The following is a 15,768-nucleotide window of genomic DNA, read 5'->3' as shown; positions in this document are numbered from 1 at the left end:
TCCTCAACTCAAATCGCGGGATGGCGCTTGTGCCAGTCGGTGACGCGCTGGAAGGCATCGCCCACACGGACGAGACTTGCCTCGTCGAAATGACGGCCGACAAACTGGAAGGCGACCGGACCGCCGTTCGGCGCAAAGCCGCCGGGAAGCGTCACGGTCGGGCTGCCGGTCATGTCGAACGGACAGGTGAAGCGCAGCAGCCCCGTGATCAGCGACGGGTCCTCACCGAGTGCCGCCATCTTGGCCAATGTCGGCGCAGCGAACGCCTGGGCCGGGACCGCGATGAGATCGACCGTCTCGAACAGCAGCCGCACGGCGCCGCGAAACGCCTCGCGCCGCAGCACGATCTTCTGATAGTCCATGCCGGACTGCGTCCGGCCGAGATCGAGCAGGCCGGCAAGCGCCGGACCGTATTCCTCCTTGCGCGCCGGATAGGTTTCTTCGTGCGCGACGGCGACTTCAATGCCGCACAGCGGGAACCAGTCTTCGATGACCGCCTTCGGATCTGGGAACGTAATCTCCTTGATCTTCGCGCCGAGATCAGCGGCAACCCGCAGACCTTCGCTGAGCACCTTGCCGGCAGCCTCGTCGGTGCCCTCGCTGGTCCAGCGCCGATCGACCCCGATCGTCACGCCGCGCAAGTCTCCGGACAAGCCAGCGAGATAGTCCGGCACGGATAGCGGCACGGACGTGGTGTCCTTCGGATCCTGGCCTGCGATCACGGCGAGGATCGCGCCGCAATCGGCCGCGCTGCGCGTCATCGGACCGATGTGATCCAGAGTTGCGGCGAGCTCGAAAGCACCGTAACGGCTGACGCGGCCCCAGGTCGGCTTCAGCCCGGTGATGCCGTTGGCGGCTGAGGGAAAGCGGATCGACCCGCCCGTGTCGGTTCCAAGCGAACCGAAGCAAAGCCCCGCCGCGGTGGCGACGCCGGAACCGCTCGACGATGCGCCGGACCACAGATCGGCATTCCACGGATTCTTCGGCGGATCGATCTTCGGGTGATGATCGGCATAGGCACCCTCGGTCTGCTGCAGCTTGCCGAGGATGACAGCGCCGGCATCCTTCAGCCGCGCGACCACAGTGGCATCCTCACTCGGACGGAAGTCGCGATGAATGGTCATGCCGTGCGCGGCCGGCGCGCCCTTGACCCAGCACAAATCCTTGACTGCGATCGGCACGCCGTGCAGCGGCCCCTTGATCTTGCCGGACGCGATCTCCTTTTCGGCTGCCGCGGCTTGGGCGAGCGCTGCGTCGTCCATCACATGGGCGTAGCTCTTGAGCTGGTCGTCGAGCTGCTCGATCCGCCCGAGCATCGCCTTGGTCACCTCGACCGGCGAGAGTTTCCTGGCCTGGATTTGCTGCCCGACCTCAATGAGCCCGAGATAGTGAATATCCGTCGTCGGCATCGTTTCTCATCCCCGCACTTGGCACGACGCAAGCGCAGGCACTGCCCATCACCGCGCACGCGCCTCCGGCCTGGCGACACGGATGTGTCGCCAATTTGTTTGGCGGCAAAAGCAAAAAGCCACCCGCCCCTCCAAACGAAGGTGACGAATGGCCCAAATGCCGCGGCTATGAACTATCGCGTGGGTCCGGGATCGAACGGAGCACTCTGCGCGGCGATCGGGACGTCATCGGCCAAATCGACGCACGCAAGGTTCGACAGGAAGCCCTGTAGGAGAAAATTCTAAGGAGATGTGCAGCGCGTTGTCAACGAGGCTGGCTGCACAAATTTCGCGAGGTGCTGCGCAGCAAATCGGCATGACCACTTGCACTGGCCTCTGCGAAGATGGTTTCCTGCATGAGTTGCACTGAAAGTCGTCGATGACAAAGCCGTCCATTCCCGTTGGCATTATCTGCTCGCAGCACGGGCCCTATCAGGCCATGGGGCGCGAGATCCTGAAGAGCGCCATGATGGCGGTCGACGAGATCAACGAGCAGGACGAGTTCGACTTCGCAATATCGGCGCATGTCCGCGATCCCCGCGGCGTCATTTCGGAATATCATACGGTCTGCGACGATCTCATTCGCAATGTCGGGGTCGAGCACATCATCGGCTGCTACACCTCGGCCTCCCGCAAACAGGTGCTCCCGATCGTCGAGCGCACCGACCGCCTGCTCTGGTATCCGGCACGCTACGAGGGGTTCGAATGCTCCGACAACGTCATCTATGTCGGCGCCTCGCCCAATCACAACGTGCTGCCGCTGGTGCGCTACGTGCTCGACAATCTGTCGCGCGAGATCTTCTGCGTCGGCTCCAACTATGTCTGGACCTGGGAAACCAATCGCGTCACCCGCGAGCTGGTGACGGCGGCGCGGGGACGGATTCTCGCGGAACGCCTGCTCGAACTCGGTGAGAGCGCGGTCACGCATATCGTCGACGAGATCGTGCGGCGCCGGCCGCCGGTTGTCTTCAACACGCTGGTCGGCAGTTCGAGTTATGATTTCATCCGTGCGTTTCATGCCGCGACCACCGCGGCGGGTCTCGACATCCCGATGCTGAGCTGCAGCCTGTGTGAGCCCGAGCTCAAGATCGCAGGTCCCGCATCGGCCGGCTGCATCACATCGTCGGCCTATTTCGAAAGCATTCGCCTGCCCGAGAACCAGGCCTTCGTCGCGCGCTGGAAGGCACGTCACGGCGAGCACAGCAGCCCGTCGGTGGACGGGCAATCCGCCTATGTCGCGGTCTATCTGCTGGCCCGCGCGCTACAACGCGCCGGCACGTCCGATATCGGTGAGGTGCGGCGCGCCGCGGCCGGCCACCGCTACAATTCGCCGCAAGGCCCGGTCTGGATCGACGGCAGCAACAACCACTGCGTCTTGACGCCGCGGCTCGCCGTCTCCAACGCCGACGGACAGTTTGACATCTTCTGGGAAGCTGAAGCTCCGGTTAAACCGGATCCCTATCTGACGCAGCTCGACATCGCCGCCGGCCCCGCAAGGGATGGAACGTTGCCGAATGCGCCGCATTTGCGGGTTGTGAAATGAGCAAGCCGTCGTCATTTTCGCTGCGCGGGCGCAAGGCGCTCGTCGCCATCAAGGACGAGCGTGACGCCACCATCGTCAGGCGCCAGTTCGAGCGTCTCGGGATCGACATCGTCACATGGGATGGCGGCGCCAAAATCGACTGCCGGCCGGACGTGACGCTGATCGACGACGAATTCCTGCCGCTCACCTCGCCGGCACAGCGCACGGTGCTTGGACGGAGCCCGGTCATCGCCCTGCTCGGCACCGAGACGCCGAGCCGCCTGAAGCTGGTGCTCGACCTCGATCCGGCCTCGTTCCTGGTCAAGCCGCTGCGCTCGGCCGGCATCTATGCCGCACTGGTCCTCGCCTTCGAGCGAAGCGAGCGCACCAACGAGTTGAAGCAGCAGGTGCTCAAACTCGAACAGCGTCTTCGATCCCGCCGCGTCGTGCTCGCCGCCGTCCTCCAGGTCATGCACACGCACGCACTCGCCGAGCCGGCCGCCTTTGCGCTGATCCGGCGCGCCGCCATGGAGCAGCGCAAGACGATCGAGGAGCTCTCGGCCGAGATCACGGCAAACGGCTCCCTGCCCCGCGCGGCGGGCTAGACCAGCATCGCTCAAGCCAAGTCGCAGCGGCCGCCGCGCAGGCTGGATTCTTGTCTTGACGCGTTTTCTTCACGCGAACCGGTACCCACTTCGCTCGAAAACGCTCTAGTTCGCGACCTGACGGCGCTCATCCGGCGTCAGCTTCTTCAACTGCTCCGCGGTCAATTGGCCATCGCCGATCAATTGGAAGGCGCTGTTCGGATCGTATTGGCTTTGCTTGTCGTTGCTGCGCCGCTTTTGCTCTTCGCCACCGTCGCCACCGCCATAGCCGAGCACTTCGACGATGATGACGGAAGGCTGCTCGTTTGTCTGCGGCGGCGGCACGGCCGCCTGCTTGGCAGCGGCGCCCGCCGTGTTCGAGGCTTCGCTCAAGGCGCCCATGTTGGGCGCCTGCACCTGCGGCACACCGATCACACCACCCTGCGCCTGAATGTTGGCGGCGTTGACGATATGCAATGCCGCGATGTTGACGAAGCTCGACGCGCGGATTCCAGCCTCGCCCGCATCGACGGTGCCGAGCGGCGCGATCAGATCGACGGTTCCACGCGTCACCTCCGGGATCGGTTGCAATGTTGCGATACCGGCGCCGCTGGACGGCGTCACAGGCGATATCGTGATGTTGCCGTAGTTGTCGTAGGTGCGTTTGGGCGGCGTATAGATCACCGTGGTCTTGGCGCCGCGGCCGGCATTGATGTCGCCCTCCGCCGACCAGATGACGATATTGCCGCCGAACGTGGTCATGATGCGCGACAGGCCCATCAGCACGCTGTTCTGCGAATAGATCTGGATGTTGCCCGCGCCTTGCGTGATGAGGCCCGCATCGGCGCCCGGCAGCAGGCCTTCGGTGCCGATCGTGACGCCACCGCCCGGTGTCAGGAACTGGATGTCGCCACCGAAATCGGTGTGAACAAAGCCGCTTTGAATGGCGTAATTCGGCTTGCCCGGCGTACCGGTCGTCGCGGTGAACATCGTGATGTCGCCACGATAGGCGGCATCATTCGGGAACAGCGCGGCGATCGCCTCCCGCCCGCGCAAATAGGAGCCGGCGCGCGGGCCGCCGACTTCGTTGTACTCGCGCCCACCCGCGGTCAGCTCGGCGTAGTAAACCTGGCGCAGGAAGACGCGCTGCTGCGCATCCGGCAGCGTGAGGAAGTAGCCGAGCGCATCGGCCTTGGCCCCACTGTAACCGGTGCGTTGCTTCAGCCAATCGTAGAGCTCGTCTCCATAGGTCTTGGCCACCTTGCCGGGCTGGTCGGCGATCGGCCCCGCGCCCGCAAGATTGTGTGGATCAAGATAGAGCTTGGCAAAGCCGGACCAGTCCACCTGTCCGATGCCGATCTCGCCCGCACCGACGCCGGCCTGCATGACGACACCAGCGCCGGGCCGGTTGTCGCCGGCGGCAAGCGCTCCGATGCTTTCGACCGTCGCCGTTGACCCCTGGTAGATATTCCCAGCGGCCGTGATTTCGAGCGTGCCCGGGCCGGCAATCGCCCAGCCTCCCTTCGCCGCGGACTGGAGTCCCCGCCAGCCTGCATAGATGATGCTGCCGCCGGCCGCGATCGTCGACACATCGTTCTGATCGCTGTGCAGGATCAGGCCCATCGTATCGACGATGTCACCACCCGCAAGCATCTGCAGCGGCCTTGCTGCCTGATAAGTCACGCTATAGACGCTCGCGCCAGCGACGAACCGGCTTGTTGTCAGAATCCGGCCATAGGTGACGCTCGTGATATCGCCGTTCACTGCATAGATGCGCGACGGATCGCTTTGGGCCGGCACGGCCCTGTCCTTCACCGTGTTCGCATCGAAGACGAAGGGCTGTCCGCCGGTGTCGTAAGAATAAACGGTTTGCGCGCCGTTGATTTGATCGCTTAGCGCATTGTAGTCGCCCCAGTAGTTGGACGCAGTGATACTCAGTCCATTCGTCAAGCTCGCCCAGCCGGGCCTGAACGGCGTTGCCAGAGCCGACGTCGGCGTCGTCAGGAGACCGGTCTCGAGTGTGTTGCCGAAGATCGATCCTTGCGCGAGAACCTCGAACGCACCGTTCGGTGACGGCAGCAGCATTCCCCCGCCAAGGCCGTAGATGTTTCCGTTCGCGGCGACCGCCCGCACGATCGAGGGCAGGAAGCGCGAGATGGCCGAGCCGCTACCCGGCGAGAGCGAACCACCGGCGGCCATCATGTTGAGTGCGGTGGTCCCCCCGGTCCACAGCGTGAACCAGCTCGCTCCCTCATCGCCATTGCCGGCGGCGGTGAGACCGGTGGTGCCGACGCGCCCCGGATCGAGAATGGTTCCCACCGCCAGGTCGCCACGCGCGCGGATATCGATCGCACTGTCGCCCGGCGCGAAATCGCCACCACTCAGCGTGGTCATGGAATAGGGTATCAGCGGGTTGATCGGCCGTGGATCCGACCCGCCATCGACCCGAACGTTTGACGCGGTGAGGCTGCCGAAGTCTCCCGTGGCGATATCCATCCGTCCACGCAGATCGACGAACTGATTGCCGCCGGTGCCGATCTCGCCGGCCTTCACCGACAGCGTGCCGCCACCGGTCTGCACAAGGCTGCCGTCGGCCATCACACGGCCGCTGCCGCCAACGGCGATGACGACGCCCCGGCCTGCGTCACCCATCGTGCCCCCGGCTTGCACCGTGACATTGCCGCCACCGAGCGTGCCGAGCCCGGAGAAAGCGGAGAGATTCAAGGCCAGCGTGCCGTTGTTGAGCGCCGGATCAAACGTATAGCTACCGAAATTGACGCCCCAGGCGGTTCGCTGGCCGATCTCCGAGCCACCCTGACGCCACAGCCAGGACCCGATCTCGGTCGTGCGCTTCGACAGTGTTCCCTTGACGTCGCCTTGCGCGACAAGCAGGAAATCGCCGCCATGTTCGGGGTAATACATCCGCTCCGCGCCGAGCGTCGCCTGATAGGCTGCGTTTGCTGAACCAAGCACCGTGCCGTCGGACAACGTGCCTCGGCCGACATTGTAAGGCTCGTTCGCTGCGGTACCGGTCCCCAAGATGGCGGTGCCGGCCGTGTAAACGCCAAACGGTGTCTGTTGATCGTAATTGCCGCCGGCCAGAATTTCGAGATCGCCCGTCCCGGTCCGCACGACGCTGACGCCTGATGTCGTCGGCTTGTTGATCGTGATGTTGAACGGATCACTCAACACGACATTGCCCGAACCGGCGAGCGCGGGCGCCGTCTGCAACATGCGGCTGTCGGGGCTGGCAAGATCGGCGCCGCCCACAAGGCGCATCGACCAGGATTGCGTTCCCGGAGCGAGCATCGGGGAGATCGCCCAGATCTCGCGATCGCCCGGCCCGGTCAGATTGACGTTCGTCATCCCGGCCGGCAGCATCGTGCCCTTTGCCAGAGGCGTATCGGCAGTGAACGTGTACCCAAGAAACAGGTAAAGGCTGGCCCCCGCCGGCAGCTTCACAGGCTGAAGAACCAGATTGTTGGAAAGGGCAGAGTTGATGAAGACCGGCCCGGTAAAATAAACGCCTTTTTCGAATACGGTGCCGGCCGGAAATACTGTGCCAGTCAAAAGCGTATCACCGGGATTGTAGGTTTTTCCCGGCGTGATGATACGCCCGCCATTCAGCTTCCTGGTCTGAACGTTGGCTCCTTTCACAGTGAAGTCCTGCGACAAGGTAATCGCGACAGGGAGCGGATTTGCGGCGTTCGGGCTCTGTCTGACCCTTCCGTCGGTGAGATTCAGCTCCATGTTGATTGTGCCGTTGCTCGGAATGGCCGAACCGCTGCCGAGGACGACACCATCGGTCCGAACGGTGTAGGCGGCCGGCAGCGTGCCGGAAGCAATCACGGTCACCGCGTCAGGCGACGCCGGCGGCGGTGCGAAGCCGTCCGTGATGCTGCCGTTGATCTTGAGATCGCTGGCGGCACGGACCACAAGCACGCCCGGCTCGCCGGAGCCGCGCACGACCGGATCGGCGTTTGGTCCATAGCGGTAGCCGGAGAAATCGAGATCGCCCTTCGTCGACAGATCACCGCTTGAGGTGATGGCAACGCCGGGCCGCAGATGGAAGGCAGAACCATAGGCCGCAAGCCCGGCCAGGCGGTTCTGCAAGTCGCCATTCTGGAGCGCTGCGTTGATGAATGCCGTACTGTCGTCGTGCAGACCATCGAGATAGGCCTGATCGATGACGCTGCCGCCCGGAAGGTCGTAGGTGCGGAAGCCGTTCATCGCAATGCTGCCGGCGCCGCGAATATTGAGCTGCCCGCGCGCGTCGATTGCGATATCGCTGGCGCCGGCACCATCTCCGCCGATGCCGCCGCGGCGCGGCGCGTTGAGCTCGAGCCTGCCGCGCTGCACGCCATCCGGCGACGTCATGTCGATGGTCGCGCCCGCGGCCAGCGTCATGGTGCCGTGCGTGGTGGTGAGTTCGACATGCGCGGTGTTGTTGGCTTCGATCGGCGCGCCGTAGCTGTCGATCCAAAGCACATTGCCATGGACGTCGAGCACGGCATTCGAGCTGAGCCTGAGATCATCGCGCGCGGACAGGCGGATGGCGCCGGGCTTCGTCCCGCTCGCGTCGATCCTGCCCGCGACGGTGAGGCTGCCTTGATCGACCGAGACCGCCACATAGCGCGCCTTCACGCCATCGCCGACGACTAGGCTGCCTTGGCGGAGATCGAAGCTGCGGGCGCCGAAGAAACCGGCATCGTTGAGCTTGGCATTCAACGCGGCGAAATCGCCGAAATTCTGCGCTGCGACCGTGAACTGGCCGCTGTCGTAATCGCCCGTCGACGATCCCTTGAGCGTGCCGCCGAACCAAACCTGGCCATGTGCGGCGTCAATCGCCTTGGCCGCGATCGAGCCCGCCGCATTGTTCACGGCCGAGACATCGATCACCGAACCCGCATTCTGGACGATATTGCCGTTGGCGGAGTTCAGGATGAGATCGCCGCCCCAGCTGTACTTGGTGACGTCGAAGAAGGCGATGCCGCGGCCCGACAGGTCGACGGTGGCGTTTGCGCCGAGCACGACGTCGTGCGTCGCATTCAGCGTCAGCTTGCCGGACGGCAAAGCGAATGCGGTGTCGACAAATACACTGTCTCCGGTGAAGGAGAGCGTGCCGCCGAGATCCGTCACGCCACGCGTGTCGGCGGGCGCGGCCCCCACTGGTGCGACCAGACGCAAGGCCGCGCCCGCGCTGACGTCGAGCGTAGCCCCGCCGCTCGCCGTGATCAGCGGGGCCGCAATGGTGAGCGCACCGCCCTGCAACGCGCCGGTGCTGTCCTGGCTGAGCCCCACCTTCAGCGTGCCGTTGCTGTTCGCGGTGATGCGCTTCGTAGCCGTCAACGTGACATCGGAGAAGCCAAGCGCAATGCGGTTCAGCGCTGCGCCATCGGTCGGCTTGCTCAGCGAGGCGTCGTAGCCGAACAGAATCTCGCTGGCGGTGATGGCGAGATGCCCCGATCCCGTGCCGGGCCCGCCGGGCAGGATAGTGGCTGGCGTCTGGCTGCCGTAAGGGCTCGTCGTGCTGCCGTTGCCCGTGCGAATGCCGTTCCAGACCAGCGTGTCGGCTGTGATGCCGGCGGTGTCGCCCGCGGAGCCGAGGCCATATATCGCCGGTGTATTGAGAACGAATTTGAGGGAATCGGAGGAGGCGCCGCCCCGGCGCGTGGCGTCGAGGTCGACACTGCCGATCAGATTGAAGGCGCCGCTTGCCGTGATGATGAGTTGCTCGAGCGTCGGGCTGCCGGCAGTCGTCGACGGCCGCAGCAGCTTGTCGAGCACACTCTGGGTGAGATTCCAGCCCGACGGCAGTTGGCCTGCGGCCTGCGCCGCGGCAAGCGCGGCCGCGGTGCCGACATTGATCTGCTCCTGCGTGACGTTGAGGTAACGCGCGCCGAAATTGACGTCACCCATCGAGAGCCCGCCCGGCGCAGCCAGCACCACGCTGCCGTCCGTGAGCAACGAGGCACCGCTCGCGATGCTGATGTTGCCGGGCCCGACGGCATCCAGGAATTGGAACCGGCCATTGGCGACCGCGAGCACAGCCGGACTATAGGCAGGGTTTGCAGTCGAGTCGGGAGATATGTTGGCGTAGAAGTAGCCCAACGTGGAATCGATTACGTTGCTGCTCAGTCCGCGCGTGTCGATGGTCGCGCCGCCCGCCATGTTGACCGTCTTGCCGATCAGGAACACCTGGCCCGCACGTATCGTGGCGCCATCGAGCAGGTTGACGGCCGTGGTCGCGCCTCCGTCAAAATAAATGTTGGCACCGGCCCCGGGATTATCGACCTCGGAGTACACGCTCGCGCCGCCCAGCAACACCGTCGATGCCTTGAAGGCATTGATGTCGTCGCTCGAAATTGACGTATGACCCGCTATCGATGCGGTCCCCGGCGCCGTGATGTCGAGCACGCCGTAACCCGACGAATCGCGCGGCCTGATGACCAGCGTGCCGTCAACGCCGCCTTTGGCGCCGTCGAACAGCGCGGTGCCGGCGAAGGACAGCGATTTCGTATTGTCCGGCGACGGGAAAAGATTGAATACGAGGACCTTGCCGTCTTCCGGCAGACGATACCGGAAGCCAGCGAACTGGGCGGCCCGCGCGCGCTCGAAATCGGCATAGCCGGTCTCGTTATACTGCGAATAAAGCCGCGTGGTCTGGCCGGAGGTCAGGATCACCCGCGTCGGCAGCGTGTCCCTGATTCCGGCGTTGGCAACGCCGAGATAGCCTGACGTGACCACCGAGCCATTGCCCGCGGTCACGGGCGCCATCATGGTCGTTCCAGTCGCGCCGAGCTCGACGCGATAACCGCCAGGCAACAGCGCGTAGCTCGAGGGGAGCAGCGTATAGGTGCCCGCGGGCAATCCTGGCGCACCCGAAGGAAGCGTGATCTGCTGGCCGATCGCCGGATCACCGGCGCCATTGGATGCGATCACCGGCGCGTAGTCGGCGGCGTAGCCAGGCAGGATGGCGTAGACCTTGTTGCCCGCGGCGCTGTAGCTGTTGACCGGATTGGCGTTGACGAGCGCGGTCTTCAACACATCGACCGAACCGCCACGGCCGGAGATGAAGCCCGCGCCGGTGAGCGTGCCGCCGCCGGAGAGATCGAGCACCGAGCCCGGCTCACCCACAACGGATGCGGCATTGATCGAAACGCCGCTGGCGATCCTTACATTGCTCGAATGATCGTCATAGAACGCGCTCGCCAGATTGTGCAGCGTGCCGTCCGCGCCTTGATAGGTGATGCCATCCGAGGTGCCGCCAAACGGCATGATCAAGCCGGCTGCGCTCGCGGAGGTGATGCTTCCGCTGCGAAAGACGATCCGCGCGCTGGATGGCCCGGTATCATTGTTGAGCCAAATGCGCCCCAGCGGCGCGCGAAGCACGCCACCCTGGTCGATATTGCCGGCAACAAAAATCAGGTCGCCGAACACCGAAGCCGGTACCGCCGGCGTCTGGTCGTCGTTGCGGCGGATAACGAGACGGGCGTCCGGATCATAGGCGACATTTGCTCCGTTCGGACGGAGCCCAACCGCGATCGTGGCAACCGCGCCGCTCAACGGATAGATCTGGTCGGCGGTCAGCGCGAGATTCTCGACATCGAGCCCGCCATTGCCGAACCGGATATCGCCACTGCTCTGCAACGCGACCTGATGAAAGCCGCGGGCATCGAACGGAATGCTGACAGGACGTCCGAGACCGAGATCTAGCGCCCCACTGCCCTGCGAGCCAGTGGCTCCGAACAGGACAGAGCCGTAAACGTCGATCAAGTTGCCTGCGACGGTGAAGCTGCCGCCCACGGCCTGGTTCCGGACGTGAAGATCGTTGATCCCGGGAGCATAGCCCACGGCCGTCTGCGCATCTGCGGCGTTGTAGACGCCATCAAGACGGACATAAGGCGCGGACAAGACGATGGCGCTGTCTGGCGTGCCGGCTGCCGCAGCGATGACGCCGCTCGACAGCCGAAGGCTGCGCGAGAGGCCGAGGTCCACATTGCCGTCAAAGATGAGAAGATCGCGCGTATAGAGCGCGAGCGAGCCGAAGCCCCCCTTCTGGACCTGGTTGACCCCAATGACCGTCCGCCCGAATTGCAGGGCCGGATCGGCCTGACCGGGCGACAGATCAGTGTTTAGACCGCTGCCCGCTGCGTTTTGCACGAGCGTGATATCGCGCGACCTCTGAAACGCCTCAGGCAGATCGCCGCTGGCGTAGGGCGCACTTGCATTCGGCTGCCCGACGATATAGCCGCGCCACGACATGGTCAGGTTCAGCGCGCCGCCCGACGCGCCGCTGCCGCCGGCCGCTGCGCGCAAGGTGCCGTCGAGCACCATACCAAAGCTGGAATAGAGCGAGATCGTCCCACCATCGCTCGCGGCAAGCGTCGGGAGATAACCGTTACCGCTTTGCACATCGACGACCGCAGAAGCACCCGACGCGTCGATCAGCGCACCCGGGCGAACGATCACGAAGGCATCGCTGACGACGGGATATTTGGGATCCAACGCCCCCGTCCCGCCGATGCGGATCGTGCCGCCGTCCGGCACAGCTGCATAGGAGATCCCGCGGTCGTCGCGTCCCACCGCATCACGCGCGGAAACATCCAGCACCGCATCATCGCCGATCCAGAACGAACGGGTCAGGCCGAACTCGCCGTAACCCATATTGTAGCGGGTGTCGCCGGGGGCGTCCTGCAGGCTCGTGATCAGGATATTGCCGGCGGGTGCTCTGATCGCACCATCGATGACAGTCTGCCGATTGGCGAAGATCGAGACCGAACGCCCCGGATCGACGTCGATCGACGCGCCCTTCGCCAGCGTGAAATCATGCAGGCTCCAGAAGGTCAGATCGGCGCCGACGCGCCGCGTGGCGCTGCGCGTGAAGGAATTGATCGTGAATTTGGGAGGCGTCCAGAGGTCCGCGGCGTCCGTGACGAGGCTCCCGCTGGGCATGATGAAGCTGCGCGGGGTGAAGCGATAGACCGGCACCTCGGCGTCCACACGGGCGCCTTCGCCGATCCGGATGCCCGTGTTGCTGCTGATGTTGTAGGCCGTGAAGCCGGACTGGAAGATCGCCGGATCGAGCACCAACGCATCGGCCACGGCTTCGCCGATCGATATCTCCTGGCCGGCGTTCAGCGTCAGCGTGCCACCGCCACCGAAGCCGTAAGCGCGAATGGTGCCGTCGAGGATGAGCGGATTGGTGAAGAACTGGGTCCAGGCTAGATGCGAATAGTCATTGGCGACGAGACTGACATTGCCGCCCTTGCCGCCCTGTGTCTTGCCATTCACCAGGATGGCGCCCCCCGACGATACATCGATGAGCGACCCGCTCGCAAGCGTGATGCCGCCCGTGGTCGAAACGGTGAAATTGCCGCCATCCAGATGCGCCCGGCCGGATCCATCGGTGCCGGTCAGCTCGTTGCTCCACAACCCGCTGAGATCGACGGCGACGTTCTGGCCGATCGTGACCTGCGAATTGCCGTTCGCAGCGTTGAGCGCCCACCATAGCTCGTTCTGCCCCTGGCCGAACACGGCGTGCATGAGATTGGTCAGCGTCACGCTGCCACCATGCGCCGTGAGGTTCGCGCCGATCTCCACATGCGGCGCCATGAAGGTCACCTGCGCGCCAGGAGCAAGCTCGAGCGGCGCCTCGACCAGGATTTCCTTGCTGCTCGCAACACTGAGACCGCCCAGCCTGGCGGCATTGAGCGCGTCCGAATTGAACAATGCAGTCCCGATCCGATCGTCGGGCAAGGCCGACGTGGCGTTCAGCGCATCAGTGATCTCAGGCGTGCGGCCGAAGATGACCTGCGCGGCGGATGCACTGGTGAGGCCAAGCCCCGAATAGCCACCGAGCGCGAGCTTGCCCTGGAGCGGCGCGACGTTCTGAGACAGCTTGTAGCCGTCGGTGGTGCCGTCCGGCCGCGCCGTCGTCTGGCGTGAGCCGGTGACGACATCAGCGACGATATCAGCTTCGAACACTGCCGTCGGCGTGGACAGGACGAGAGAGCCGGCGTCACGGCCGATGGTGTAGCCGTCCTCCCAGCGGGTGGTCACGCGGCCCTTGCCGAACGGGCTGGTCCAGACCTCGGTCAGATTCGGTGCAACCTTGCCGCCGAGCTTGTGCTCGCGAATGAAGCCCGCGCCGAAGCCGTAGAACTGCATATCGGCGCGTGCCTGGTTGACGCTGTAGAGACGGCCGTCCGCGCCAAGGAAATTGGTGGTGCGGATGTAGCCGCCCTGATAGCTGATCGAGCCGCCGGAGACGTCGAACACCGCCCCCTGCTGCGCGACGACTTCCTGCGCCGACAGCGTGACGGTACCGCCGACCGCGGCCCACTCGCCGATCCGGTGGGCGGTATTGGCGAGATATCCCGAGACCTCGAGCAGGCCACCCGGCGTATAGTAGCGGTCGGTCGCATAGCCACCGGTGCCCGCCGGCACCAGCACCAGATCGCGCGCGTCGATCCAGACGTCCGCGTTCTTCAGATTGTCCCGATCACGATTGGCGGGCGAGTCGCGCAGCTCGTTGCCTTGCACGTTGATCAGGAGGTTGTTGGTCGACATCGGCAGCAGCACGCCGCGCACGCCCGAGACGTCGATGATCGACCCGCTCTCGGCGAAGACGCGGCGGCCGGCGCTGACCGCCACCTGGCCGCCTTGCGCCTGCGTGGTCGAGCCGTCCTTGAAGTTGACGCTGCCGCCGCTGACGATCTCGATACGTCCCTGGTCGAGCCGGTCGGCGAGCTGCGAAAGATTATCGAACTGGGCGTTGGCGACCGGGGCGTGGGTGAAGGCCTTGGAATCGGCGACCAACTGGCCGCGTTGGCTGTCGAGCGCGGTGTCGCTGCTGTCGAGCTCGGGCAGGATCGCGGTCAGGCTGCCACTGGCAAGCGTGATGCTGCCCGCGGCATCGGACGCTGCGTTCAGGAGATGGATGGTGCCGCGGGTGTTGACCGAGGTCGTAGCGACAAGCACCCCGCCCTGGATGATGCCGCGGCCCGCAAGCGTGATGTCGCCTTGCTGGGCGAAGATCAGGCCGGAATTGCCGACAGCCGCGATCGCGTCGCGCACGATCGGCGAGATTTCGTTGCCGCGTGTGGTCGAGGCCTGGTTGGCATCCGTGCTGTAACCCGGCCGCAGCAGAAAGTCGTTGCCGGCAGCGAGCTGCACTTGGCCTCGCGGCGCGCTGATCGAGCCGGCATTGCTCACCTCGGTTCCCATCAGCAGGACGAAGCCGCCCCCCTGCGTCACCGAGGACGGTGCGTTGGTCGAGATCAGCGCGCCGGCCTCGACCTTCACCGCGCCGCGGGCATCGGTGAAGCTCGGCACGTATTGGCCACTCGCCTGCTGCGAGTAGATGCCATTGCGCAGGAATTGGGTGTCGGTGATGTTGGCGGTCGAGGCGATCAGCGAGCCGACATTCACCTGGCTCGCACCGCCGAAGATGATGCCGTTCTGGTTGATCACATAGACCGAGCCGTCCGCCTTGATGTTGCCGAGAATCTGGCTCGGCGCCGTGCTGCCGACGACGCGGTTGAGCGCCACCCAGTTCGCATTGCCTTGCTGGTCGAAGGTCAGCGTAGTGCGCGCGCCGACGTTGAATGAATTCCAGTTGAGGATCGCCTGCGCCCTGGTCTGCGCGATGCCGACCTGGGTCTGGCCGGCGGCATCGATCGCCTGCGTCGGCGCATTCGCGCCCTGCCATCCCGGCGCTACCTGCAGGCCGCCGGGCGCAAGGCCGTTGGGCACCGCGACCTGCGGCAGCGTCACCGAACGCTGCGAGGTCTGCGCCGCGGCGCGCGCCGCGTTCTGCAGGCCCTGGATCGCCTGGATGGCGCGCGTGGCCCGCGCCATCGCATCCTGGCCTTGCTTGGCGGCTGCTGCCGCGTCCTGCGCTGCCGACTGCGACGCCGCCATCGCCGCGGCTGACGGTGACACCGTCCAGCTCGATCCAAACGGGCGCGCGACCACCGGCGTGTTGGCGAGAAGTGCCACGACGCTGACGCTGCCAAACAATGTAGTGCGAACGGTCGCGCGGGTGAGAGACCTGGAGAGGCGGGGAACCATGGAATCGCTTTCTTGCGCCGGGCGACGACAGCCGAACATTTCGCGTCTCAGCGCCAGCACCGAGACCCTCGCGGCTGTGACGATCCCGAATGGGCCGACCCGCACGCCGGATGCGAAATTTTTTGCAAGCCGCTAGAGG

General features: G+C 64.9%; 4 protein-coding genes. 2 read left to right on the top strand and 2 right to left on the bottom strand.

The features are described 5' to 3' along the window. Positions 1-8: 8 nt before the first annotated feature. Positions 9-1,409 (bottom strand): amidase, encoded by a 1,401-nt coding sequence (locus tag JQ573_RS08735; protein ID WP_212310841.1) that lies wholly within the window; start codon positions 1,407-1,409, stop codon positions 9-11. A gap of 418 nt (positions 1,410-1,827) precedes the next feature. On the opposite strand from JQ573_RS08735, the gene JQ573_RS08730 reads away from it, so the two are divergent. Together JQ573_RS08730 and JQ573_RS08725 are read left to right on the top strand one after the other, a co-directional pair. Then, positions 1,828-2,991, top strand: coding sequence for a transporter substrate-binding domain-containing protein (locus tag JQ573_RS08730; protein WP_212310842.1), 1,164 nt, complete (start codon positions 1,828-1,830; stop codon positions 2,989-2,991). Then, positions 2,988-3,575, top strand: coding sequence for an ANTAR domain-containing response regulator (locus tag JQ573_RS08725; protein WP_212310843.1), 588 nt, complete (start codon positions 2,988-2,990; stop codon positions 3,573-3,575). The genes JQ573_RS08730 and JQ573_RS08725 overlap by 4 nt, the downstream gene beginning before the upstream one ends. A 105-nt stretch (positions 3,576-3,680) precedes the next feature. On the opposite strand, the gene JQ573_RS08720 is transcribed toward JQ573_RS08725, so the two are convergent. Next, the gene (locus tag JQ573_RS08720; protein ID WP_212310844.1) at positions 3,681-15,557 is read right to left on the bottom strand and encodes a filamentous haemagglutinin family protein; all 11,877 of its coding nucleotides are present in this window, start codon (positions 15,555-15,557) and stop codon (positions 3,681-3,683) included. Between the last annotated feature and the right edge of the window lie 211 nt (positions 15,558-15,768).

Source organism: Bradyrhizobium sp. AUGA SZCCT0105 (assembly GCF_018129565.1).
GTDB lineage: Bacteria > Pseudomonadota > Alphaproteobacteria > Rhizobiales > Xanthobacteraceae > Bradyrhizobium.
Note: the sequence above shows the minus strand (reverse complement) of the source record. Positions and strands in the feature narration are given on the sequence as shown.